This window comes from Salmonella sp. HY31 (genome assembly GCF_042604575.1).
GTDB lineage: Bacteria > Pseudomonadota > Gammaproteobacteria > Enterobacterales > Enterobacteriaceae > Salmonella > Salmonella diarizonae.
The window spans coordinates 4,187,333-4,209,003 of record NZ_CP170479.1 but is presented as its reverse complement, the minus strand read 5'-3'; the positions used below and the strand labels follow the sequence as shown (position 1 = coordinate 4,209,003).

The following is a 21,671-nucleotide window of genomic DNA, read 5'->3' as shown; positions in this document are numbered from 1 at the left end:
ATGAGACTGAAATCCCTGTTACTGGTGATGCTGATACCTGTACTGGTACAGGCCGCAGACCAGAACACGACCGGGACGGACGCGTCCCGTACGGATACGTCACAGCATACGCAGAGCGCCACGCAGTCGCTGCAACAGCAGGCCGGGCGGTGGGGACTGAGTGAGGAGGACTGGGGGCGTTATCAGGCACTGATGGCGGGACCCCGCGGGATACAGTCGCCGGGTCTGGACCCGCTGACAGCACTGGGTATTGAGGCCCGTACACCGGCTGAGCGCCGGGCGTATGCCGAAAAGTGGGTGAAGGAAGAGTATGCCCGTACGGAGAAGGAGCTGGCTTTTCAGCGGGAGGTTGATGCGGCATGGAAGCGTCTTTATCCCGGAAAGCTGCCGGTCAGTATGGGCAATACCGGTGTTCTGGCCGGGGACACCGGAGGCAGACTGGCGTTGTTTGTGAAGGCGAAGGACTGTGCGTCCTGTGATATCCGCCTGAGTAAGGTGCTGGCATCCGGTAAGCCGGTGGATATTTACCTGGTGGACAGTCAGGGGAAAGACGGGCTGCTTCGTCAGTGGGCGCGTGAACACAATATCCCACCGGAGAAGGTCCGCAGCCGGCATATCACCCTGAACCATGATGCGGGGCGCTGGCTGCGTTCTGGTGAGGGACAGATGCCAGTGGTACTGCAGCAGGGGGCAGACGGATGGCGCGTGGCTGCATTCTGAGTCTTCTGCTGATGACGGGCATGTGTCAGGCCGTTGCGCAGACCATTCCTGACGGGTATGTGCAGGTGGCCCGTGCACACGGTATTCCGGCAGAAGTGCTGTATGCCGTCTCCCTGACAGAGACCGCCATGGCTCCCGGTGATATGGCCGGCGTCATGCAGTATTCCCGCCGCGACGGGCGTCTTCCGGATGCCTCCCGTCCCTGGCCCTGGACAATTAATGTGGCCGGGAAGGGGTACCGTTATGCCAGCCGTCTGGAGGCCTGGCAGGCACTGCAGGTGTTTCTGAAACGTTATCCGGCCAGACGCATTGATGTCGGGATAGCGCAGGTCAATCTGGGGTGGAATGGTCATCGTTTCCCGTCAACATGGGCGGCCTTTGACCCGTACACCAGTCTTGAGACGGCGGCAGTCATTCTGCAGGAGTGCCGTCAGCGCCATCCCGACAGCTGGCTGAAGGCAGCCGGTTGTTATCACCATCCTGCCGGTGGAAAGCCGGCCGCCCGTTACACCGCCGTGGTCAGACGTCATCTGGACCGGCTGAATGCAAAAAGTATGACGTCACAGCAGACAGCCATGCTGGCACCGGCTGCGGATTATATCTGGACAGAGCCCCGGAGGCGCGAATGAACAGACTGAGACGGATTACTTTTTATTTTCCTGTATGGCTTTTGTTTTCAGCGAGCGTCAGTGCTGAACTGACGGTGATTGCTGACCTGGGCGGCAGGGATGCTGCTCCTTTTTTTGAGGGTATCAACCGGCAGGCACCGGCTTCTGCTCCGGTTGTTTCACCACCGCCTCTTCTGCAGGGGGAAGCCGCGATGCTGCCGGTCAGCACACCTGAAATGTCACCCGGTGAGGTGACTCCACGCCCGCTTCAGCTACCGGGCATCGGTGCACTTTTCCTTGTGGGGGATGATGCGTATTCCCGCGAGTGGCTGCAGAAAAATGCTGCTGCGCTCCGGGCGCGCCATGCCGCCGGGATGGTGGTGAATGTGGCTGATGAAAACGGCCTGCACATGCTGCGTGAACTGGCCCCCGGTGTGGCGATGGCACCGGCATCCGGTTCTGCGCTGGCCCGCCGGTTACAGCTGAAGTCTTACCCGGTACTGATAACGGACAAGGGGCTGTCACAGGAGGTGGTGCCATGATGCAGGCACCTGTGATAACCGCAGCCCTGCTGGTCAGCCCGGTGCTGATGGTTTGTCTGGTGTTCTGCCTGCTGGCCGTGTTGCTGATGCTTATCCTGCGGGGAGGGGGGCGAAAACAGAAATGCGCCCGGACCTGCCGCCATCAGCGTTACCGCGTCACCGCACCCGGGTGCTGGCCAGACTGAAGACGCTGCCGGGGGATGCTCAGCGTCTGACGTATCTGCGCAAAATCAACCCGTATGTCTTCGAAGAACTGCTGTTACTAGCCCTGAAGCAGCAGGGGATGACGGTTATCCACAATCCCTGCTACAGCGGTGATGGTGGTCTGGACGGACAGGTGGTGATTAACGGTGAGCGCTGGCTGATACAGGCAAAGCGCTACGGACGGACCATCCGCCCGGCACATATTGATGCCTTCGGGGAACTGTTGCGCCGGGAGGGCTGCCGGGGATTTTTTATTCATACAGGTCGTACAGGGTCGGCCAGCCGGGCCAGGCTGACACTGTGGCCGGATATCGAACTTGTCAGCGGTCAGCGTCTGCTGAAACTGCTGAACGGAACATTACTGACAGATGAACTTACCAGGGGGGAGCGGAGATGATGACGGTAAAACGGATGTTTATGCTTTTATTCAGAGTGGTGATTGTCTGGCCGGCCATGCTGACGGGATGCCTGATGATGCTGTATTTCGCAGAGGTTGCCAGCGGTGGTGTGACAGGGCTGGCGCAGCGTTATGAGGCGGAGTCTGCCCGCTGGCGTGATGCGCCGGAAGGGGCGGTGATGATGCTCCGGTGTCCGTCGCGTCCCTTTGTGGTGCCGGTAACAACCGGGGAGTGGCGTGCACTGTCCGCCACTGATGCAGAATGCACCCGGACGCCGCGCTCTTTCAGGCAGGCTGCAGAGGCAGATTTTCAGTCACTGCACATACTGGCGCTGACACTGCTGCTGGCATCCGTGGTTCTGGAAGGCATTTCGGCCGGCATGTTGCGCCGGAAAACCGCATCCGTACCGGTATCACCACACTGTGGATGTGGCCGGGGCCGTGGTGCGGTTGCACACTGGCCTGACCATGATAATGATGAAATTCCGCAGAAGGGAGGTCAGGTATGACGGCTTCACTGCTGGCCCGTGTGCAGGCAAATGTTCCTGTCTGGGCACATGAACAGCTGGCTGCATGGGATGCCGCAGAGTTTGCGGCAATGTCGGATTTTATTACGGAACACTACTGGACGGGACAGGGCAGTATCAATGTGTACCGCATTGTGGGGACTGACCATCCACAGTATGCCGGAATGACCTGGCTGGCGCTGCTGGAGCGCGGTAAACGCATGGACATCAATATCCCGTTACTCGAAAAGAATCCGGGATATTACACGCAGGCAGAGCAACAGCATGCCGGGATGAGTTTTGTCAGCACGGATGGCATTCACTGGTATGTCAGTGCTGACGGTAATCACCGCAGCTGTCTGGCCCGCTTTCTGTTTCACCTGCAGGGGGAGGGGCGTACACAGCTTCACAATGTGGCCCAGAGTGTTTATCACACAGACCAGGCGTTCCGGTCTGCCTGTCGGGAGATTCACAACCTGACAGAACCGTTGTCCCGGCATGGTGTGTATCTTCGTCTGCAGACCCGGCGGCAGTGTGTTTCCCGCGAAGACCAGGCCTGCTGGAAAGTGGACCGTTTCAGAACAGAGGCGCAGCTGACAGTGGATGACGGTCATGTCGGCGGACATGACGGGCCACCGGTGTATAAGGCATTACTGCTGAATGCGGCAGATGCATGGCGGGAGGTGATGGTGTTACAGCGCAGACTGGAGGTTCTGTCAGCGTCACCGGAGAACGATTTGCCGCGCTCATGGTGGTGGCGTCTTTTACAGAGAGGTACCCGGTCATGAGTAACCGTTATGTGATTGAGGCCCTGCTGCGACCGGCGGTGGAGCTGAACACTGCCGTGGTGGCGGCAACGGCGGCCGGTGTCTGTGTGACAGCGCCCTGGGCGGTGGCGCTGGCCCCCTCTGTCAGTTATGCCACTGCCGCCGGTTTTGGCGTTCTGGCAGCGGTCCGTTTCCGCCAGGGAATGAAGGTCATCCGCTACCGTCGCAATCTGCGGCGTCTGCCCCGTTATGTGATGAGTACCCGGCAGATACCCGTGAGCCGTCAGCGCCTTTTTCTGGGGCGGGGATTTCGCTGGACACAGAAACACACCCAGCGCCTTCAGGATACGCTGCGCCCGGAGGTGGCCAGGTACCTTCAGCCGGGCTGGCTGTACCGGATGGCCCGTCAGCTTGAGCTGAAAACGGAGCATACCGTCCCCCGTCTGGGCGCACTTTTGCGCAAGGACTCTCCGCTGAATCCGGTACGCCCTCTGCCGCCGGTGGGCGGGAATCCGGCACTGCATGGTATTGAACCGGATGAACAGGATGTGACGCTGGCGCTGGGAGAGCGGGTGGGACACACCATTGTTTATGGTACCACCCGTGTCGGTAAAACCCGGCTGGCAGAGCTGCTGGTCACACAGGATATCCGCCGGGGAGAGGTCACCATTGTCTTTGACCCCAAAGGGGATGCTGACCTGTTGCTGCGTGTATGGGCAGAAGCACACCGTGCCGGCAGGGGCGATGAGCTGTATATCTTTCATCTGGGCTGGCCGGAAATCTCTGCGCGTTATAACGCAGTGGGGCGTTTTGGCCGGGTATCGGAGGTGGCCACCCGTGTGGCGGGACAGTTGTCCGGTGAAGGCAACAGTGCTGCTTTCCGGGAGTTTGCCTGGCGTTTTGTCAATATCATTGCCCGCGCCCTGGTGGCGCTGGGAGAACGCCCGGATTACACGCTGATTATGCGCTATGTGAACAATATTGCTGACCTCTATATTCGCTATGCCGGAAAGGTGGTCAGTGAACAGATGCCGGAACTGGAAAGCGCCATTCTGAATAACATGAATGTGCTGGGTGAGGATGATGTGCCCCGGACCATGCAGAACCAGCCGGATGCTGTGCGTATCTGGGCTATTGAGGTGGCGCTCAGCAGTGAAGCCGGGAAGAAACTTTATGACCCGATACTGGATGGTCTGCGAAGTGCCGTACGTTATGACCGGACCTATTTCGATAAAATCGTGGCCTCCCTGCTGCCGTTACTGGAAAAACTGACCACAGGAAAGACGGCAGAGCTGCTGGCACCGGACTACCTGGATATGAGCGATACCCGTCCCGTGTTTGACTGGGAGCAGGTGATACGTAAAAAGGCGGTGGTGTATATCGGTCTTGATGCGCTCAGTGACAGTGAGGTGGCCAGTGCCGTGGGAAACTCCATGTTTGCAGACCTGGTGAGTGTGGCCGGACATATCTACAAACACGGTATGAATGCCGGATTGCCCGGTGCCGGGGAGAGTAAAAATGTGGTCAACCTGCACTGTGATGAGTTCAACGAACTGATGGGCGATGAATTTATTCCGCTTATCAACAAGGGCGGTGGTGCCGGTATGCAGGTGACGGCGTATACCCAGACGTCTTCGGATATTGAAGCCCGCATCGGTAATGCGGCTAAAACTGCCCAGGTACAGGGTAACTTCAATAACATGATTATGCTGCGCGTCAGGGAGAACCGGACGGCAGAGCTGCTGACCAGTCAGCTGCCTCAGGTGGAGATTTACACCAAAACACTGGTGTCGGGGCATCAGGATACCGCCGATGTGACGTCCGGCCAGGATTTCACCTCCAGTACCCAGGACCGCGTTGGCACAGTAAAGGTACCCTTACTGGAGCCGGCGGATATCGTCACCCTGCCAAAGGGGCAGGCATTTGCCCTGCTGGAAGGTGGACAGTTGTGGAAAATCCGGATGCCGCTGCCGGCGTCAGAGAAGGACGATGCGCTGATGCCGGAGAGTATTGCAAAAGTGGCTGAAGCCATGCGGCGTCATTACCACACCGGAGAGGGATGGTGGCATGAAGCCCCGGCCGTGAATGTGCCGGAAGGAGACGGACATGGCTGATTCCCGTCGTGATGTGAATCGCCCTGACACCGCACAACCGCCACGCCGGCACGGGCTGCTGTATAACCTGCTGTGGGGCTGGCCGTGGGCACTGGCCGGGATGGTGCTCTCCTCCCTGTTGCTGAGCCTGCTGGTTGAGTACGTGGGTATTACGTTTTTCTGGCCCGGGCAGGGGGCCGGGCACAGTGAAGCGGTCATGAACACCGAGCTGGGCTGGTTATCCTCGGAATTTACCCGCAGTCTGCTGCTGTCCACGCCGTCAGTGACGGTGATGAAGTGGGTGTCCACGGCGTACCAGTGGCTGTTTGTGGACAGCGGATTTATGGCCTGGATGAAGCAGGGAGCTTCGGCCGATAACAGTGTGATACAGGAAGTGGATACCCTGGGCCGCTGGCTGGCGCATAACCTGCATGATTACCTGATGGCCACGGTATATGTGACGGTGGTGACGCTGGTCCGGGTGACGATTCTGGCACTGTCAGTGCCCCTGTTTGTGATGGTGGCTCTGGTGGCTGTGGTGGAAGGTCTGGGAAGACGTGACCTGCGCCGGTACGGTGCTGCGTATGAATCCAGTTTTGTTTATCACCATGCCAGAAAGTCCATTAAACCGGCGATATACATTCCCTGTATTCTTTATATGTCCTGGCCCACGGCGGTATACCCGAACCTGCTGATATGGCCGGCGGCCATGCTTCTGGGAGTTGCCATCACCGTGACCATGGCATCCTTCAAGAAGTATTTATAATCCACAGATGCCGGACACTCCGGTGCAAAACTGGTTTTGTGCCGGGGTGTCGGCAGACAAGCCATGTTACAGCCTTTTCTGCGCGTCAGTCAGCTGATAAGCAGAATTTAAATTAATGGCTTTTTGTTAAATTAACTGCTGTAACAGCGCAAATACAATAATACGTCAGTACTTTTTTCATAAAATTTTTTGTAATCTTTTGTGTACGAAGTTTCATAGCGTGGACGCATTCACTGATACGTTGCGATTCTGTGTCGCAGGGAGGAAAAATGCTGATTTCTCGTTGCCTTTTTCTGACAGCCTTTTTTGTCAGTTTTGGTGTAAAAGCAAGCACAATTTGTGTTGGTTATTATGTCGGGAATAATGTTGGGTTTACAAGCTCTTTTGTGGGGGACCAGTTTAACAAGGTAAATATTAAAACCCATGGGCGATGGAATGGTGGTGGTCAGAATTCTCTTTATAAGTCTTTGCGAAATTTTGCCGGTTTCTCTTCCTATTCCGTTGCTGTCCCTAAACAAATATCACTGCCTGGTTCTTCAGTACAGTTGACGCTGACATTATCTGGTAATGTCATTACAGTTCCCACAGATAACAGATGGCAGGCTGTTTTTGTTCAGCAAACAAATGAAGGATGTGCCGTTAATACACAGGGAGTCTGGCAACAGATTCATGCCGGTATTCGGGCCGGGCAGGTAAATATAGCCTTATCAGGCAACGGGCTTCCTTCGGGACGATATCAGCTGGATGTACCCTATATACTGGCATGGGGCTCCTCAACGGATGGTAATGCAAACAGGGATTTTCAGGATACATGGAAAGCGGGAAATGTCGGGACGAGTAATGTGACCGGATATTTTTCTCTTGACTTTACGATTAAAAATAAGTGTGAAATAACATCAGTGAATAATGAGCTGGTATTAAAACATGGGACAATGACTCCGGATGTGGTTTCCGGAAGCAAGGTTATCAGTAAAGAGTTGTCTTTATCATGTGAGACACCCACCGGGGTGAGGTTTCAGTTCCAGCCTCAAAAGGTGGATCTGGGGAATGGTGTCAGTAGCCGACTCACACTTAAAATCTCAGACAGAGAATATTCCGATAACCCCGTTTCTGCAGTGATAGATAACAGTAAATTAAGGGTGATTTCAACCCTGCAGGGGAAACCCGGTGCTGCCGGCGAATTATATGGTGTTTCAGTCCTTACGGCACTTTATGATTAACAAAATATCAAACAATGGCGCCTTCATGATGCGCCATTGTTTGATGAGTATCTTTTTTCTGATTAATCAGTTGACGAGAATCTGCATAATCCCGCTTCCTGTAAAGGAGCCAGCAACCGGATGACTGATATCGTTCAGATGATAAGTGGATGTGACGGCAAGCGTTTTGGTGCCGCTTATGTGGAATGTATCTTTATATTTATCTCCGTTTCCGTCGTTAAAGAGCAGCTCACAAACACCTCCATCTCCGCATCGGGTAAAATTTTCAGTTTTTCCTGATATTGTGTGACTCCCTGTCAGCTTCACAGAGACAGAAGATCCCTCACGACAGGTAAGATTGACGTTATAGGGTCGGGTTTTGTTTTTGTCGGCAAGCCTGCCTGCCATTTCACCGTGAGACAGATTTATGGATTTCGTACTGATATCGCATTTAGAAACTACTGTAACACGTGCATTAATATATTTATCCGGGACAGAAAGAACCTCTGAAATAATGCTGCTGCCAGGATATGTTGAACCTGCGTGTTTGTGTTCCTCATAGGCGTATTTATAGGGGATGGATACATTATATACACCTGCAGGTACAGACTGTTTGGGAATGATCAATTTTACGGATGCTGCGGGTGCCCACCAGTCAACACCTGAAACTGTTGCGCCAAGAGTCCAGCATGAATCTAACGGTGTTTGTTTGGTTATCTGATTTACAGCCATTGAATATGTTGCAGGATAGGAGAAATCGGGCCTCCTCCATGCACCACTCAGAACCGGTTCGGCTTTGAATTTTAAGCCTCCACTTTGAATTTCTCTGGTTGGAATGGCTATCCATCCTGTTTTTTGTTGTGAAGCCGGTAGCGAGTCAGGTCCACCGGAACAGGCTCGACGAATAACTTTCCCGGGGGACCATCCGCCTAATGACGATGTCATTGTGGCAGTGGCTGAAACGGTGTAATCGTCATAAGTGACATCAATATCCCTGAACACATCATTCTTAGGCTCAAAAAGAAACCATCGGTAGTTAGCATGAACAGATGAAGAAACTGAGATGCCAGTCAGTGCTAACAGAAAAATTATTTTTTTCATTACAATCTCTGCCATAAAAAGAATACACTGCGGCAGTTGTAATATGATTACATCAGGAAAAATGAATTTAAAGAACTCAGATTACAACAAAACTATAAGAAATCATTTATTTTTATCAGGGCTATATGTTAACGGCGAAATACCTGGGGGCGCAGGGGATCGTAACCAGTTCCGGGGATTAACTGTGTCTGCTTAAGGAGGGGCTGTGTCGAAAGGTCGGGCGGACAGCCCGACCAGAGTATCAGAAGTAGTACTTGAGGCCTGCAGTGGTTATGAAACTGTAATTTTCAATACCTGCGCCATTCTTGATGTAGTCATAAGTGTTATCATTATGGTCATAAAGTGCTGTATCACCTTTCTTATTAGTGACCCGATTCCACGTACCTTCAACATAAACTTTTGCATTCGGCGTTACATAATAACCAGCGTTAATGGCTACAGAGTAGTAATTCTGGTCTTTGACTTTTTCTCGATAGGTGATTCTTTTACTCGGGTCATAATGCTCATCATTATCAGAGGATTCCACCCAGCCACTGTATTTAAATGTGCCCCCAGTTCAAAATCTTCATAACGGTAACTGCCCGTCAGGCCAATATAGGGCATTTTAAAACGCTGTTTGTAGCCTATGGCTCTTTCTCCGTCCGGGAAGGTGCCGGTTGTATCTCTGAATCCATCATCAGAGCTGTAGATATAGGAACCGCCTCTGGCGGTGAAGCTGTAACGGCTTTCCTGATACCCCGCCATGAGGCCAAGGCGGTAATCGGGTTCATTTAAGATCCATCCTTTAACATTCAGGTCAAATTCGTTGGCAAATGTCAACGCCACGATGTTTGACCGTTATTTGCCATTTTCATGCCCGCTAAGATACTTTCGTTACTGATGCTGTCCGCTTTTCACCATTTCATCATCACTGATTGGCGTTGTGTTTTTGGTCAGCACTCCAGCTTTACGTTTCTCTTTTAACCGGTAACTCTCTCCTTTGATATTCAGCGTGGTTGAGTGATGTAGCAACCGATCCAGTATCGCTGTTGCCAGCACGTGATCTCCGAACATTTCTCCCCAGTCTGCGAACCCTTTGTTTGACGTCAGTATGATGCTCGCTTTTTCATATCGACGGTTCAGTAGCCGGAAGAACAGGCTGGCTTCCTCTCTGTTCATCGGCAGATAGCCTATTTCATCCAGGATCAACACCCGGGCATAACTCAGTTGCTGCAGCTGACGCTCCAGACGGTTTTCCTGTTTCGCTTTCATCAGTGTCGCGATCAGTCTGTCCAGTGGCATAAACAGTACCCGATGTCCCGCATCCACCGCTTTCACGCCAAGAGCTATGGCCAGATGAGTTTTTCCGACACCAGGAGGTCCCAGCAGGATCACGTTTTCGCTGCGCTCCACGAACGCCAGACCAGCCAGTTCCCGGACAACCTTACGGTCGATGCCCGGCTGGAAGGTAAAGTCGAACTGCTCCAGCGTTTTGACCCACGGCAGACGAGCCTGCTTCAGCCTGGACTCCATACCGCGCTGATGCCTGCCGTTCCATTCCTGCTGTAGCGCCATGCACAGGAACTCCCGGTAGTTCAGCTCTTTTTTAGCTGCCTGTTCCAGCAGGCTTTCAACGTGATAACTCAGATGCTCCATTTTCAGGCGACTCAGCAGGACTTCCAGCTCATGCATCACAACAGCTCCTCATAGGCACTCAGTGGTCGATGTTCCACCTGACTGACCTGCTGCCAGAGCGGGGCGTGATGCTCCGGCACTGTCTGCCAGCCAGACGATGCCGAACAGAGGCGATGTGAGGCCACCAGTTTCTCATTACTGTAGATCCGCAACTCGTCATCCAGCGATATTCGTATCGATACCGGCTGACCACACAGCGCTTCGGGAACGCTGTAACGATTACCACCAACCTCGATATAGCTGTCCCAGGACACATGGCGGATATCGAAGTAACTGGTATCGAAGTCCGTATCCGGTAACGGCTGCAGATGTTCCTGCTCCAGCGCGAAGCGCTGTTCCGGCGTTTCTTTGAACTGGCGAAGTTCCCGTTTGTCAGCCACATCGGCTATCCATTGCTCCAGTTGTTGATTAACATGAGTGAAGCTGTCGAACCTGCGGTACCGGACGAAGAAGTTCTCCTTGAGGTATTTCACCATTCGCTCAACCTTACCTTTTGTTCTGGCCCTGCGTGGACGGCATGCCCGTGGCAGGAAGTTATAGTGGTCGGCCAGCAACAGGAATCCGGAGTTGAACACGACTTTCCCGTTGTTATTCTTCAGCACCGCAGCCTTCTGGTTATCAACCAGCACCGTTTTCACACAACCACCGAAGTAGCGGAAGGCGCGAACCAGTGATTCGTAGGTATGCTCAGCATCCTGTTTTGGTGCTGCGAAGACATGGAAGCGGCGGGAGAACCCCAGCGTATTAACCGCAAAGTTAACTTTGCACCGTTGCCCGGCAACCTCCACCTCAACTTCGCCCCAGTCGTGCTGGAGCTGGTATCCAGGCTGAGTTTCGAAGCGAACTGTTCTTTTTGACGGACGCATTTTACGTTTGGGCTGGATGTAGTAACGCAGCATGGAACGTCCGCCCGTATAACCCATTGCCTTAATCTCCGCGAAGATAACCTCACTATTCCAGACATTCTCTGCCAGGCGCATGTCGATGTAATCCATAAACGGTTTCAGCTTAACCATTTTGTGGCGGGTCTTTCTGGCTGGCGGTTCAGGGTATTTGAGGTAGCGTCTGACCGTCCGTTCAGAGCAACCAATCTGAGTCGCAATATCGACAATGTACGCGCCCTGCTGGCGCATTTGCTTTATCATGTAAAAGTCCTCTCTGCTCAGCATGTTGATGTCCTTTCTGGTGTGAGAACCTTAAGGAAACAACATGTTGGGTGGAGCGGACAATCCAAATGGTGAATTACCGTCTTATATCACTGGCGCTGACACAAAATTAAGGCGGGTATCAGGATGCCTGCTCTCATCTGTCCAGATGTCCGGTTTATCTGAATCCTGCCAGTCACGGTCAACCATATTTCCCCCTTTCTGACCGAGGGTTGTCCAGCCTGATGCACCAACAGACAAACGGGGGAGCAGGTCCCAGTTAATGGTGCCTTTAATAATAGCGGCGTTGCTGTATTTCCAGTCCAGTTGACTGACTTTCCGTCCTTCCTCTTCAGGAGCGTAAACTCGCTCTTTGGTTTTACCGCTCAGTGTTCCCAGACTCAGTTCTGTGCTGACCTTTTCAGGGGTAAAAGCGAAAGGTTCAGTGGTGGCCAGAGCATTGAGTGCAACGGGAGCAGAAAATGCCATTACCAGAAGTTTTAATCGCATAATAATTGACTCCTTTCAGTCTGATTGATCAGACAAATATTCGTTGGTTTTTTATTTTTCCGTCAATTGTGAAACATTGTTTTGTTTGACTTTTGTTTAAAATAATTGCTCCCGGTGCAAGAAATCAGAAAATTTAATTTGTCACGCCATTGATAATTATCATGTTAATTGCAGCGATTTGTTTGAATTAAATATCTGTATTCTGTTATCACCAGGAATGAAAAACCTGTGCCTGTGTTGACATGCAATAGGGTTAATTTTTTCTTTTATAAAAAGAGTTTATCGCTGACTCATCTCCTGCCCTTACGCATTCTGTACGCACCGTTTAACTCTGAAGGAGGTGCGTATGCGTTCTTTTCCGGCATCATCTCGCCGTGCTGGCCGTCTGGCCGGTGCTGCGGGGATGCTGTTTCTTTCCACCTTTGCCATATCCGTTCAGGCGGCTGAACAGGATGAACTGGCCACTGCCATGCGCCAGCTTGACCAGGTGCAGGCGGCGCTGGAGCGGGCCCGGGTGGCCGCTGTGCAGTCCGGCTCGTCTGAGTCATCCCGTTACTTCTTTGATTATCCCCGGGCGCGTGCCGATCTGGAGACCATTCGTGATGGCATTGACTGCTATCTCACGCCTTCCCGGGCCCAGCCCCGCACAACGTCAGCCGTGAACGGGCACTACCGGCGGGAGCGTCCCTGATGGGCATGTCTGCCATGCAGTCCTCCGCCTTTAAAGCAGCATCCGGGGAAATGGATATCAGTACCCTGCATCTGCTGTCACTCGGGCTGCTTTTTGCCGTGCTGTTTCTCTGGGCGGCCTGGGCGCTGCTGGATGTCTGGGCGGGCTGGAGTAATGAGAAGGTCCGCAGCGCAATGCTGGGGCGCTTTTTTATCCGGCTGACTCTCCTGCTGGTTCTCAGTATCTGGATGTTTGCCAGCTGAGGTGAGTTGTTATCTGAATCATGATTATGAGGATTTTGTGTTTATGAAGTGGTGTTTTCGTTTTCTGAAACGTGTTGTTTCTCTGCCGCGCACAATGCTGTTGCGTTTGTGGCAGGCCGTGTTTTCTGTGTGCCTGCTGCTCCGGATGAGTATGCAGCCGGCGCTGGCTGATCTGCCCCAGATGGAGCCGCCGTCATCGGGTGGTGGTGGTGGGCTGTTCGGGCAGATTAAAGGCTATTCCCAGGACGGCGTGGTGCTGGGTGGTCTGATTATTTCTGCCATTGCTTTCATTGTTGTGGCGAATGCTGCGATTTCCACGTTTTCGGAAATCCAGGATGGAAAAAAATCCTGGACGCAGTTTGGGGCCATTGTGGTGGTGGGGGTGATCCTGCTGGTTGCGGTGATCTGGCTGCTGACCAAATCGGCTTCCATCATTCTGTAAGGAACGCCGCCCATGCAGACCATTCATTTTTTACCCGATCGCCTTAACGTGGAGCCGGCCGTGTTCCGGGGCTTCACCACGCCGGAACTTGGACTGGCCGCACTGACCGGTGCCGGTCTCGGCCTGCTCTGGCCGTTACCGCTGCTTCCGCTGACCGGCTGGGTGATTATCCCGACCGGGATGATGGTCACGCCGCTGCTGCTGATCTGGTTCGGTGGAAGCTGGATCACCCGGATGAAGCGTGGCAAGCCGGATAACTGGCTCTGGCAGCGGCTGGAGGAGAAAAAGTGTCGTGCCGGTATGGGCCGTTCATCGCTGATTATGGCGGCGCAGGGCTGGTCCCTGCGCCGTACCCGGCCGGTAAGGAGAGTATCATGAGTCGTTTTCGTCACGCCCTTCAGGACAGGGACCAGCATATCCGCAGCCTGCGCATTATCAGTACCGTGCTGGCAGGATTTCTGTTACTGGCCTGTATTGGCTGGATGACAGCCCCCAGTCGCCTGACCATTCATAACCCGCCTGATTTGCGTTCCGGCAGTACCCGTCCGTGGTGGGAAGTGCCCCCGTCGACGGTCTACTCTTTCGCCTTTTATATCTTCCAGCAGTTAAATGCCTGGCCGAAGAACGGTGAGGTGGATTACCCGGCTAAAATTCATGCCCTGTCGGCCTATCTGACGCCGTCATGCCGTGAACTGATGGAGAACGATGCCCGCCGCCGTAAGGATGCAGGGGAACTGCTTGACCGTGTGCGCGTGGTGTATGAAATCCCTGAGCACGGGTACGGAGGGCGCTACAACAAAAATCCGGTCACCGTACAGGGCCGGGATAACTGGCTGGTACGTCTGGACCTGGTGGCGGATGAGTATTTTCATGCCGAGCCGGTCAAACGTGCGCTGGTGCGTTATCCCCTGAAAGTGGTGCGTTGGGAGGGGGACCCGGAGCATAACCCCTTCGGGCTGGCGCTTGACTGCTACAGCAGCACACCACAACGGCTGGAAGCCGCGCCGGTGGCTTCAGGCCCGGGAGGTGCGCAGTGATGGCAGTCACCGTCCGTCATTTCCTCCGGAATAGCCTGATGGCGCTTCCGTTACTGATACCCCCGTTTGTGCTGCATGCTGACGAACTGATGAAGTGGGAGCGTATTCCGTTATCCGTACCTCTGAAGGTGGGGCAGGAGCGGGTGATTTTTGCGGACAAAAATGTGCGGGTGGGATTCCCGCCGGCACTGAACGGTAAGCTGCGGGTGCAGAGTACCGGTGGTGCCGTGTACCTGAAGGCGGACAGTGCCTTTCCACAGACACGGCTGCAGTTGCAGGATGTGGAGACCGGGGAAATGATTCTGCTCGATGTCACCGCCGGTGAACAGGGACCTTCTGAGCCGGTACGTATTGTGTATGACGGTGAGGTCAGCACGGTCAGTCAGGCGACTGACCTGATGAAACCGGCGTCCTCATCCGGTAAAACCTCCGCCGGTCAGTCGCGGGCACCGGGACAGGATGACGGTACGCAGGCCCGTCGTCAGCCGGTTCGTTACAGCGCGCCCCTGCCGGTGTTACTGACCCGTTACGCTGCCCAGTCCCTGTATGCCCCGCTCAGGACTCTGGAGGCGATGCCTGGTATTCACCCGGTCAGTCATCACCTGCCCGGACGCATCACCACCCTGTATCCGTCAGAGCCCCTGACCGTCACGCCACTGGCGGCATGGGGCGCTGGCGGACGCACTGTGGTGGCGCTGAAGCTCATCAACACGGTCAGCCGTAAGGTGGTGCTGGACCCCAGGGCACTGCAGGGAAACTTTGTGACCGCCACGTTCCAGCATCGCTGGCTGGGACCTGCCGGTACACCGGAGGACACCACAACACTGTATCTGGTGACAGAGGGCAGACCGGACAGGGCGTTTATCGCAGAGCCAGTCCGCCGTAAAGTCACCACAGCCCGTAAGACAGGGGGCAGCGCCCGCGGGGAGGTGAATCGTGCAGATTAAATCCAACACGCTGGTCAAATTTGTGGTGCCCGTTGTGGTTGTGGGCGGGGTATTCATCGGGCTTAAAAGCTGTGGTGATCCCGCGTCGTCATCAGATCCGTCAGCACAGCAGACACAGGTCCTGGGGACTCTGTCTCAGGAGGAACTGAAGGCGCTGGGTGTTGAGGGTGACACGCCGGAAGATACCCTGCGCACGCTTATCGGGCGTCTCAATCAGGTACGTGAACGTCAGCAGACGCTGGACGAACAGAACAGCAGACTGCTGAAGGAGAATGAACAACTGCGCAAACGCGGAACGGATGTGTCCGGTCAGCTGAACGATGCCGTGGCAGGACTGCAGAAAAGTTATGAGGAGAAGCAGCGCCAGTTACAGAACGAGCAGAACGCCCTGATGGCAAAGGTGCAGTCCCTGACGGAGCAGCTGGCGCAGCAGGGTGGCAGCAGTAAGGCAAATACTGACAGCGATATTCCCCTCGGGCTGGGGCTTGACGGACTGAGTAGTTCTCCGGGAAGCGCGGTGTCACAGGGGGCCGATGGCCTGATGTGGGTGACGCCGGCTGACCAGTCACAGCCTGACCCACGGGATGTGGCAGGGGGCAAAAGTGGTCCCCGTTTCCCCACCTCCTTTCTGGATGATAACCCGCTGACCCGTCAGAAGGCGGCGTATGAACAGCAGGTGAAGGGATACAGTAACGAAAAACAACAGGCCACCACACAGGCCGTCTACACCCTGCCGGAGAATGCCACCCTGGTCGGGAGCCGGGCAATGACGGCCCTGCTGGGGCGGGTGCCGGTCAACGGCACGGTGACAGACCCTTATCCGTTCAAGGTGCTTATCGGTAAGGACAACCTGACCGCCAACGGCATTGAACTGCCGGATGTGGAAGGGGCCGTGGTGTCCGGTACCGCCAGTGGTGACTGGACGCTTTCCTGTGTGCGGGGCCAGGTGAACAGTATCACCTTTGTGTTTGCTGACGGGCGGGTTCGCACGCTGCCGGCACCGGATGTGAACGGCACCACCAACAGCAATCAGCAGACGAAGAACGGGAATAACACCGGCGGCATTGGCTGGATTTCGGATGAGGATGGCATTCCGTGTATCAGTGGCACCCGTAAGTCCAATGCTGCCACATACCTGCCCACCATTTTCGGTCTGTCTGCCGCGGGGGCGGCCGGTGAGGCCCTGAGCCAGGGGCAGTACACCACGCAGAATAACGTCAACGGCCTTTCTTCTGCGCTGACCGGCAGTGCCGGGGAGGCGGCACTGGGTAAGGCGATTTCCGGCGGAATGAATGAGACAGCAGAGTGGGTGAAGCAGCGTTACGGGCAGACGTTTGATGCCATTTATGTGCCACCGGGAAAAAGGCTGGCCGTTCACATCACCCGCCAGCTGGCGATTGATTACGAAGACCTGGGCCGTAAGGTGCGTTATGACTTCACCCTGCCGGGAGAGGCGGACACACAGGGTGGTCTGGACTGAAGGAGAATGAGATGAAACCAGATTGTTCACGCCTGCGTGTTTCAGGCAGAACGCTGTTACCGTTACTGGTACTGACAGGGGCTGTGCTGGCCAGCGGTTGTTCCACGTCAAAAGAGGAACTGCTGCCCGCCGGGGAGCAGACGATGCTGGAAATCTGGCAGGGGCAGGCGGGCGGCGGAAGCGCCCGTTCTGCTGCGACAGCCCGTGACACACTGCGGCGTCCGCTGACAGAAACGGAACAGCAGGACGCTGCGCAGACGGACCGCAGTTACAGCCGGACACAGGAGAGTGAAATCAGCCAGCAGTTTCCACGACTGCCCAACCCGGACATGGTGATGTATGTCTTTCCGCACCTTGCAGAGGGGAACTCACCGGTACCGGGCTACAGCACGGTGTTTTCATTTTACAGCCAGACGCAGTATGCGATGCCCGGTGAACGCACGGCAGCGTTCTGACGAGGCGGATGAGCTGAGTGATGGTGCCGGCATGATGCCGGCGGTTTATCAACGCATTTTCGGGAGGAACGCTGAAAGGCTGTTGTATCAGGCAGACGGGATGCGTTCATGTCAGTCAGATGGTTTTTCCTTTGTTTAAAAAGAAAGTAAAGACGGAGGTGCCTGCACAGGCAGTGGCATCAGCAGCGTGTGCGCATGAAACCGGTGCCGGTGACGCCGGTATTCCCCGTAACCTGACCCGCCCCGGGCGAATGACCCGCCAGGAGGAGGCGAAAATTTACCATGCGGGCCCGTCCATTATTGATTTTCTGCCCTGGGTGGAATACCTGGATGAAGAGCAGTGCCTGCTGCTGGATGACGGGGTGTCGGTCGGGGCTGTGTATGAGGTGACACCGGCAGCCACGGAAGGGCGCACGGCAGAGCGTCTTGAGCAAATCCGCGACACGGTGGAGGATGCCCTGCAGGACAGCTTTGATGAATACGACACTCACCCCTGGGTGGTGCAGTTCTTCTGTCAGGATGAAAATGATGTGGATGCATATCTTGACCATCTGAGGGGGTATGTGAAGCCCCATGCGCAGCGCACCGCTTTTACAGAGGCCTGGCTGGGCGAGATGGAACGGCATCTGCGGGGAATTGCCCGTCCGGAAGGGCTTTTCACGGACACACTGGTGACCGGGCAGCCCTGGCGTGGTCAGCAGCGACGGACCCGGATGGTGGTGTACCGCCGTATCGGGAAAAACAGCCATGACCCGATGCCGCCGGTGGCGATGCTGAACCAGGTTTGTGAACGCGTGGTGGGGGCGCTGGGCGGGGCGGGGGTGCGCTGTACCCGTATGAACGGTCTGCAGGTACATGGCTGGCTGCTCAGGCTGTTCAATCCCCGGCCGGCGTGGGTGGACAGGGACACTCTGTATCGTCTGGCCACTCGCGCGGCACCGCAGGAGACCCCGGAGGGCATGATGCCTGTGATGACCGACTTTGCGGAAAGTCTCTGGTTCACGCCGCCGGTGTCGGATCCGGAAAACGGCGTGTGGTGGCTGGACAGGCTTCCGCATGCCGCCGTGGTGGTGGAGAAATTGCGTACACCCCCGGAGGCAGGGACGCTGACCGGTGAGAAGGCCCGGGGCGAAAAGACGGTGAATGCCCTGATGGATACGTTCCCTGAAGGCACCATGCTGTGCATGACCATTGTGGTACAGCCGCAGGACACACTCGAGGAGCGTTTCACCCGGCTGTCAAAAAATGCAGTCGGGGAGAACACAGAGTCCATCCGTGCCCGTCAGGATGTGGCCACCGTGAAGGAATATCTGGGGAACCGCCATAAACTTTACCGGGCGGGGATCAGTTTTCTGTTACGGGCAGAGGATATGGACAGCCTGAAGCGTAAGCGGGTGGCCCTGACTACAGCACTACTGGGCGCCGGTCTGCAGCCGGTACGTCCGGAGTTTGATGTGGGGCCACTGAACAGCTGGCTGCGTGCGCTGCCCATGTGTTTTGATCCGGATACGGACAGGAAGCAGTGGTACACGCGTCTGATGTGGGTGCAGCATCTGGCTGGGCTCCTGCCGGTGACCGGGCGGGAGACGGGCACCGGTCATCCCGGATTCAGTTTCTTTAACCGGGGTGGGGATGTGCTGACCTTTGATCCGCTGAATAAACTGGATCGCACCCAGAATGCGCACCTGCTGCTGTTTGGTCCGACCGGCGCCGGGAAATCCGCCACACTGTGCTCCTCGCTGTCGCAGATCATGGCCGTACATCGCCCCCGTCTTTTTATTGCTGAGGCTGGTAACTCGTTCGGACTGCTGGCCGATTATTTTGAGAGCCTCGGGCTGAGCGTCAACAAAATCAGCGTGAAACCGGGCACCGGTGTCAGCCTGCCACCGTTTGCGGATGCACATCACCTGGTGGCACAGGGACAGACCCTGCAGGATGTGGATGAACAGACACTGCCGGATATTGATGATGACACGCAGGACGAGAGCGAGGAGCAGCGCGATATCCTGGGAGAAATGGAGATCTCTGCCCGCATGATGATCACCGGGGGGGATCCGAAGGAAGAGGCGGCACTCAAACGGGCGGACAGGGCGGTGATCCGTGAAGCCCTGCTGATGGCCACGCACACCACATACCGGGAGGAACGCCAGATGCTGCCGGCGGATTTGCAGTCGGCACTGTGGGAAATCTCCCGGGACAGTCAGCGAAATGAACTCCGGCGGACGAAAGCGGCAGAGATGGCGGAAGCGCTGGGGATGTTCACTCAGCCGGGCAGTTTTGAGGCGGAGCTGTTTAACCGGGAGGGGGCGCTGTGGCCGGAGGCGGATGTGACGCTGATTGACCTGGGGCATCTGGCCCGTGAGGGGTATGAAGCCCAGATGGCGCTGACCATGGTGTCGATGACCAACATGATTAACAACATCGCGGAGCGTGACCAGTATCTGGGGCGGGATATTCTGTTTGCGGTGGATGAGGCACACATTGTGACGGTGAATCCGTTGCTGTCCCCGTACATGACCAAGGTGGTGAAAATGTGGCGCAAGCTGGGCGCCTGGCTGTGGCTGGCCACGCAGAACCTGAAGGACTACCCGGATGCTGCCGAGAAGATGCTGAATATGGCTGAGTGGTGGGTGTGTCTGACCATGCCGCCGGAGGAGGTGAACAACATTGCCCGCTTTAAGGCGCTGACAGAGGAGCAGAAGGCGGTGCTGCTGTCAGCCGGCAAACTGTCGGGGTGTTACACGGAAGGGGTGGTACTGGCGAAGAAGGTGGAGGCACTGTTCCGCGTGGTGCCCCCGAGTATTTACCTCGCGCTGGGGATGACGGAGAAGGAGGAGAAGGCGGAGCGCCGGGCGTTAATGAAAGCGCATCAGTGCAGCGAACTGGAAGCCGCATTTCATGTGGCCCGGAAGCTGGACAGACTGCGTGGGCTGACTGACGGGGAGTAAGACGATGCTGTGTCTGAAATATCCGGAGCCGGAAGAGGTTTCACAGGGGCATCCTGCCGGAAGTGTGTTTGTGCTGCCGCCACAGGGACAGCCCGGTGCCAGTAGTGCCACCCGGGATAATCTTGAGCGTCTGCGCGGGCATCTGCAGAAGCAGCTGGGGCCGGTGACGCGTATCTGTTGCCAGCCTCAGCGTGTGGGGGTGAACAGCAGCGTGGCGGTGGCACTGGAAGGGCGGTCGGGTCAGCAGGTGAATCTCCTGCTGACGGTGAGTGGCCATGAGGGCTGGCCGTCGGAGGAGGAATATGCGCATCCCCGCTGGTATATCCCGGTGACCGATGCTGCTGATTTGTGTTATCTGCTGCTGTGGCTGGCAGAGCTAAAGTGAGGGGGAGGTGTACCATTTCCGGGCATCCGCTGAGGTGCGGGGGATGAAAAAGTCTGAAAAATAAATCAGGCTATTACAAAAGGTGGCATGTTTTTATTACTATTGTCGGGCAGACACTTTTATTTTGTATGCAGCCTTATAATACACTTTCCAGCATTTTCCATTTGCCGCACTCCGGTGCGGTTTTTTATTTCTGACGCTGGCAGAGAAAGGAAAAATCTCAAAATATCATTCAGGGGTTGAAACCAGCGGAAGCCAACGGGCAGAATTTACGGGATTGTGTTGTTTCATTGTTTATCATTACTCACAGGACGATTTGCCCGCAGGAGAGGCGGGCTTTTTTTAGTATATCTTCGCATGAGCCATTGCCATACTGCTGACTTTTTTTCGCGCTTACGTCACAGGTGATGGCTCAGTCGAAGATATACTGATTGCAGAGATGAGGTATGGCGGCTCGTTATAAAATCACGGCAACGATAATGAAGCCTGGCAATCCGCCGGTACTCTGGACCCGTTACTCCGGAAATAAAATGACCCGGGCAGAGTGTGAGAATATGTTTTCCATTCCAAAAGAGCCCGGTCGCTCTTTTGGCGATAAGGTCAAAGTGCAGGATTTTCGGTGTGTGGCGGTTGAGCACGAAAAAGTCTGAAAATATCACGCTGTAATAAAAATGAATGTTATATGGTGATAACATTCTGCCCGGTCGGTTAGCCGGCTCGTTATGATATGAAACATGAATGATAACCTCCTTGTATTGAGACGTAATTTTTCCGGGCCTGGTTGCCCGGTTTTTTTATACATCAGCAGAGCG

22 protein-coding genes and 3 pseudogenes are annotated in these 21,671 nt (G+C 55.3%); 20 read left to right on the top strand and 5 right to left on the bottom strand.

The annotated features are described in order from the left end of the window. From ACE15A_RS20115 to ACE15A_RS20075, 9 genes and pseudogenes are all read left to right on the top strand, one after another. Entirely contained in the window at positions 1-720 is a 720-nt protein-coding gene (locus ACE15A_RS20115) for a TIGR03759 family integrating conjugative element protein (protein WP_053509835.1), read from the top strand. Beyond that, the gene (locus ACE15A_RS20110) at positions 699-1,349 is read left to right on the top strand and encodes a transglycosylase (protein ID WP_053509837.1); all 651 of its coding nucleotides are present in this window, start codon (positions 699-701) and stop codon (positions 1,347-1,349) included. The genes ACE15A_RS20115 and ACE15A_RS20110 overlap by 22 nt, the downstream gene beginning before the upstream one ends. After that, a complete protein-coding gene (locus ACE15A_RS20105) occupies positions 1,346-1,870 on the top strand; it encodes an integrating conjugative element protein (RefSeq protein WP_053509839.1) in 525 nt (174 codons plus the stop codon). The genes ACE15A_RS20110 and ACE15A_RS20105 overlap by 4 nt, the downstream gene beginning before the upstream one ends. Next, positions 1,867-2,471 (top strand): annotated as a pseudogene (locus ACE15A_RS20100) (restriction endonuclease). The gene ACE15A_RS20105 and the pseudogene ACE15A_RS20100 overlap by 4 nt, the downstream one beginning before the upstream one ends. Continuing rightward, entirely contained in the window at positions 2,468-2,980 is a 513-nt protein-coding gene (locus tag ACE15A_RS20095) for a hypothetical protein (RefSeq protein WP_053509842.1), read from the top strand. Before ACE15A_RS20100 ends, ACE15A_RS20095 begins: the two are co-directional and overlap by 4 nt. Then, positions 2,977-3,765: a hypothetical protein gene (locus tag ACE15A_RS20090; RefSeq protein ID WP_064055781.1), complete on the top strand. Its 789-nt coding sequence runs from the start codon at positions 2,977-2,979 to the stop codon at positions 3,763-3,765. Before ACE15A_RS20095 ends, ACE15A_RS20090 begins: the two co-directional genes overlap by 4 nt. Beyond that, entirely contained in the window at positions 3,762-5,858 is a 2,097-nt protein-coding gene (gene traD, locus ACE15A_RS20085) for a type IV conjugative transfer system coupling protein TraD (RefSeq protein WP_053509846.1), read from the top strand. The genes ACE15A_RS20090 and traD overlap by 4 nt, the downstream gene beginning before the upstream one ends. Then, complete coding sequence (locus ACE15A_RS20080; protein ID WP_064055783.1) at positions 5,851-6,603, top strand: TIGR03747 family integrating conjugative element membrane protein; 753 nt, start codon at positions 5,851-5,853, stop codon at positions 6,601-6,603. The genes traD and ACE15A_RS20080 overlap by 8 nt, the downstream gene beginning before the upstream one ends. 269 nt (positions 6,604-6,872) lie before the next feature. Next, positions 6,873-7,823 carry a hypothetical protein gene (locus ACE15A_RS20075; protein WP_053509849.1) on the top strand — a complete coding sequence of 317 codons (951 nt, stop codon included), beginning with the start codon at positions 6,873-6,875 and terminating at the stop codon, positions 7,821-7,823. Positions 7,824-7,889: 66 nt separating this feature from the next. Here the strand turns inward: ACE15A_RS20075 and ACE15A_RS20070 are convergent, their stop codons facing one another. From ACE15A_RS20070 to ACE15A_RS20050, 5 genes and pseudogenes are all read right to left on the bottom strand, one after another. Next, positions 7,890-8,903, bottom strand: coding sequence for a spore coat protein U domain-containing protein (locus tag ACE15A_RS20070; protein WP_064055784.1), 1,014 nt, complete (start codon positions 8,901-8,903; stop codon positions 7,890-7,892). A 241-nt stretch (positions 8,904-9,144) separates the two neighbouring features. Further along, positions 9,145-9,722 (bottom strand): annotated as a pseudogene (locus ACE15A_RS20065) (omptin family outer membrane protease); the annotation flags it as partial. Positions 9,723-9,776: 54 nt separating this feature from the next. Beyond that, positions 9,777-10,574 (bottom strand): IS21-like element IS21 family helper ATPase IstB, encoded by a 798-nt coding sequence (istB, locus tag ACE15A_RS20060; RefSeq protein ID WP_000544830.1) that lies wholly within the window; start codon positions 10,572-10,574, stop codon positions 9,777-9,779. Beyond that, the gene (gene istA / locus ACE15A_RS20055) at positions 10,574-11,746 is read right to left on the bottom strand and encodes an IS21-like element IS21 family transposase (RefSeq protein ID WP_000952373.1); all 1,173 of its coding nucleotides are present in this window, start codon (positions 11,744-11,746) and stop codon (positions 10,574-10,576) included. Before istA ends, istB begins: the two co-directional genes overlap by 1 nt. Positions 11,747-11,842: 96 nt before the next feature. Then, positions 11,843-12,232 (bottom strand): annotated as a pseudogene (locus ACE15A_RS20050) (omptin family outer membrane protease); the annotation flags it as partial. Positions 12,233-12,578: 346 nt separating this feature from the next. Here ACE15A_RS20050 and ACE15A_RS20045 point away from each other — a divergent pair. The 11 genes from ACE15A_RS20045 (at position 12,579) to ACE15A_RS19995 (ending at position 21,509) form a co-directional block, all read left to right on the top strand. After that, entirely contained in the window at positions 12,579-12,923 is a 345-nt protein-coding gene (locus ACE15A_RS20045; RefSeq protein ID WP_053507707.1) for an RAQPRD family integrative conjugative element protein, read from the top strand. Next, a complete protein-coding gene (locus ACE15A_RS20040; RefSeq protein ID WP_042094706.1) occupies positions 12,923-13,165 on the top strand; it encodes a TIGR03758 family integrating conjugative element protein in 243 nt (80 codons plus the stop codon). The genes ACE15A_RS20045 and ACE15A_RS20040 overlap by 1 nt, the downstream gene beginning before the upstream one ends. A 43-nt stretch (positions 13,166-13,208) precedes the next feature. Then, complete coding sequence (locus tag ACE15A_RS20035) at positions 13,209-13,607, top strand: TIGR03745 family integrating conjugative element membrane protein (RefSeq protein WP_170916231.1); 399 nt, start codon at positions 13,209-13,211, stop codon at positions 13,605-13,607. 12 nt (positions 13,608-13,619) lie between these two features. Then, complete coding sequence (locus ACE15A_RS20030) at positions 13,620-13,985, top strand: TIGR03750 family conjugal transfer protein (protein WP_053507708.1); 366 nt, start codon at positions 13,620-13,622, stop codon at positions 13,983-13,985. Beyond that, positions 13,982-14,644: a PFL_4703 family integrating conjugative element protein gene (locus ACE15A_RS20025; protein ID WP_000086090.1), complete on the top strand. Its 663-nt coding sequence runs from the start codon at positions 13,982-13,984 to the stop codon at positions 14,642-14,644. Before ACE15A_RS20030 ends, ACE15A_RS20025 begins: the two co-directional genes overlap by 4 nt. After that, entirely contained in the window at positions 14,644-15,591 is a 948-nt protein-coding gene (locus ACE15A_RS20020; RefSeq protein ID WP_129382351.1) for a TIGR03749 family integrating conjugative element protein, read from the top strand. The genes ACE15A_RS20025 and ACE15A_RS20020 overlap by 1 nt, the downstream gene beginning before the upstream one ends. Then, on the top strand, positions 15,581-17,071 hold the full coding sequence (locus ACE15A_RS20015; RefSeq protein WP_001166088.1) for a TIGR03752 family integrating conjugative element protein: 1,491 nt from the start codon (positions 15,581-15,583) through the stop codon (positions 17,069-17,071). Before ACE15A_RS20020 ends, ACE15A_RS20015 begins: the two co-directional genes overlap by 11 nt. Before the next feature lie 11 nt (positions 17,072-17,082). Then, positions 17,083-17,526: a TIGR03751 family conjugal transfer lipoprotein gene (locus tag ACE15A_RS20010; protein WP_000801395.1), complete on the top strand. Its 444-nt coding sequence runs from the start codon at positions 17,083-17,085 to the stop codon at positions 17,524-17,526. Between the two features lie 119 nt (positions 17,527-17,645). After that, on the top strand, positions 17,646-20,474 hold the full coding sequence (locus ACE15A_RS20005) for a conjugative transfer ATPase (protein WP_077944392.1): 2,829 nt from the start codon (positions 17,646-17,648) through the stop codon (positions 20,472-20,474). Positions 20,475-20,478: 4 nt separating this feature from the next. After that, complete coding sequence (locus tag ACE15A_RS20000) at positions 20,479-20,859, top strand: hypothetical protein (protein WP_000882413.1); 381 nt, start codon at positions 20,479-20,481, stop codon at positions 20,857-20,859. Between the two features lie 446 nt (positions 20,860-21,305). Beyond that, positions 21,306-21,509 carry a DUF1187 family protein gene (locus tag ACE15A_RS19995; protein ID WP_053507710.1) on the top strand — a complete coding sequence of 68 codons (204 nt, stop codon included), beginning with the start codon at positions 21,306-21,308 and terminating at the stop codon, positions 21,507-21,509. The last annotated feature ends 162 nt before the right edge of the window (positions 21,510-21,671 follow it).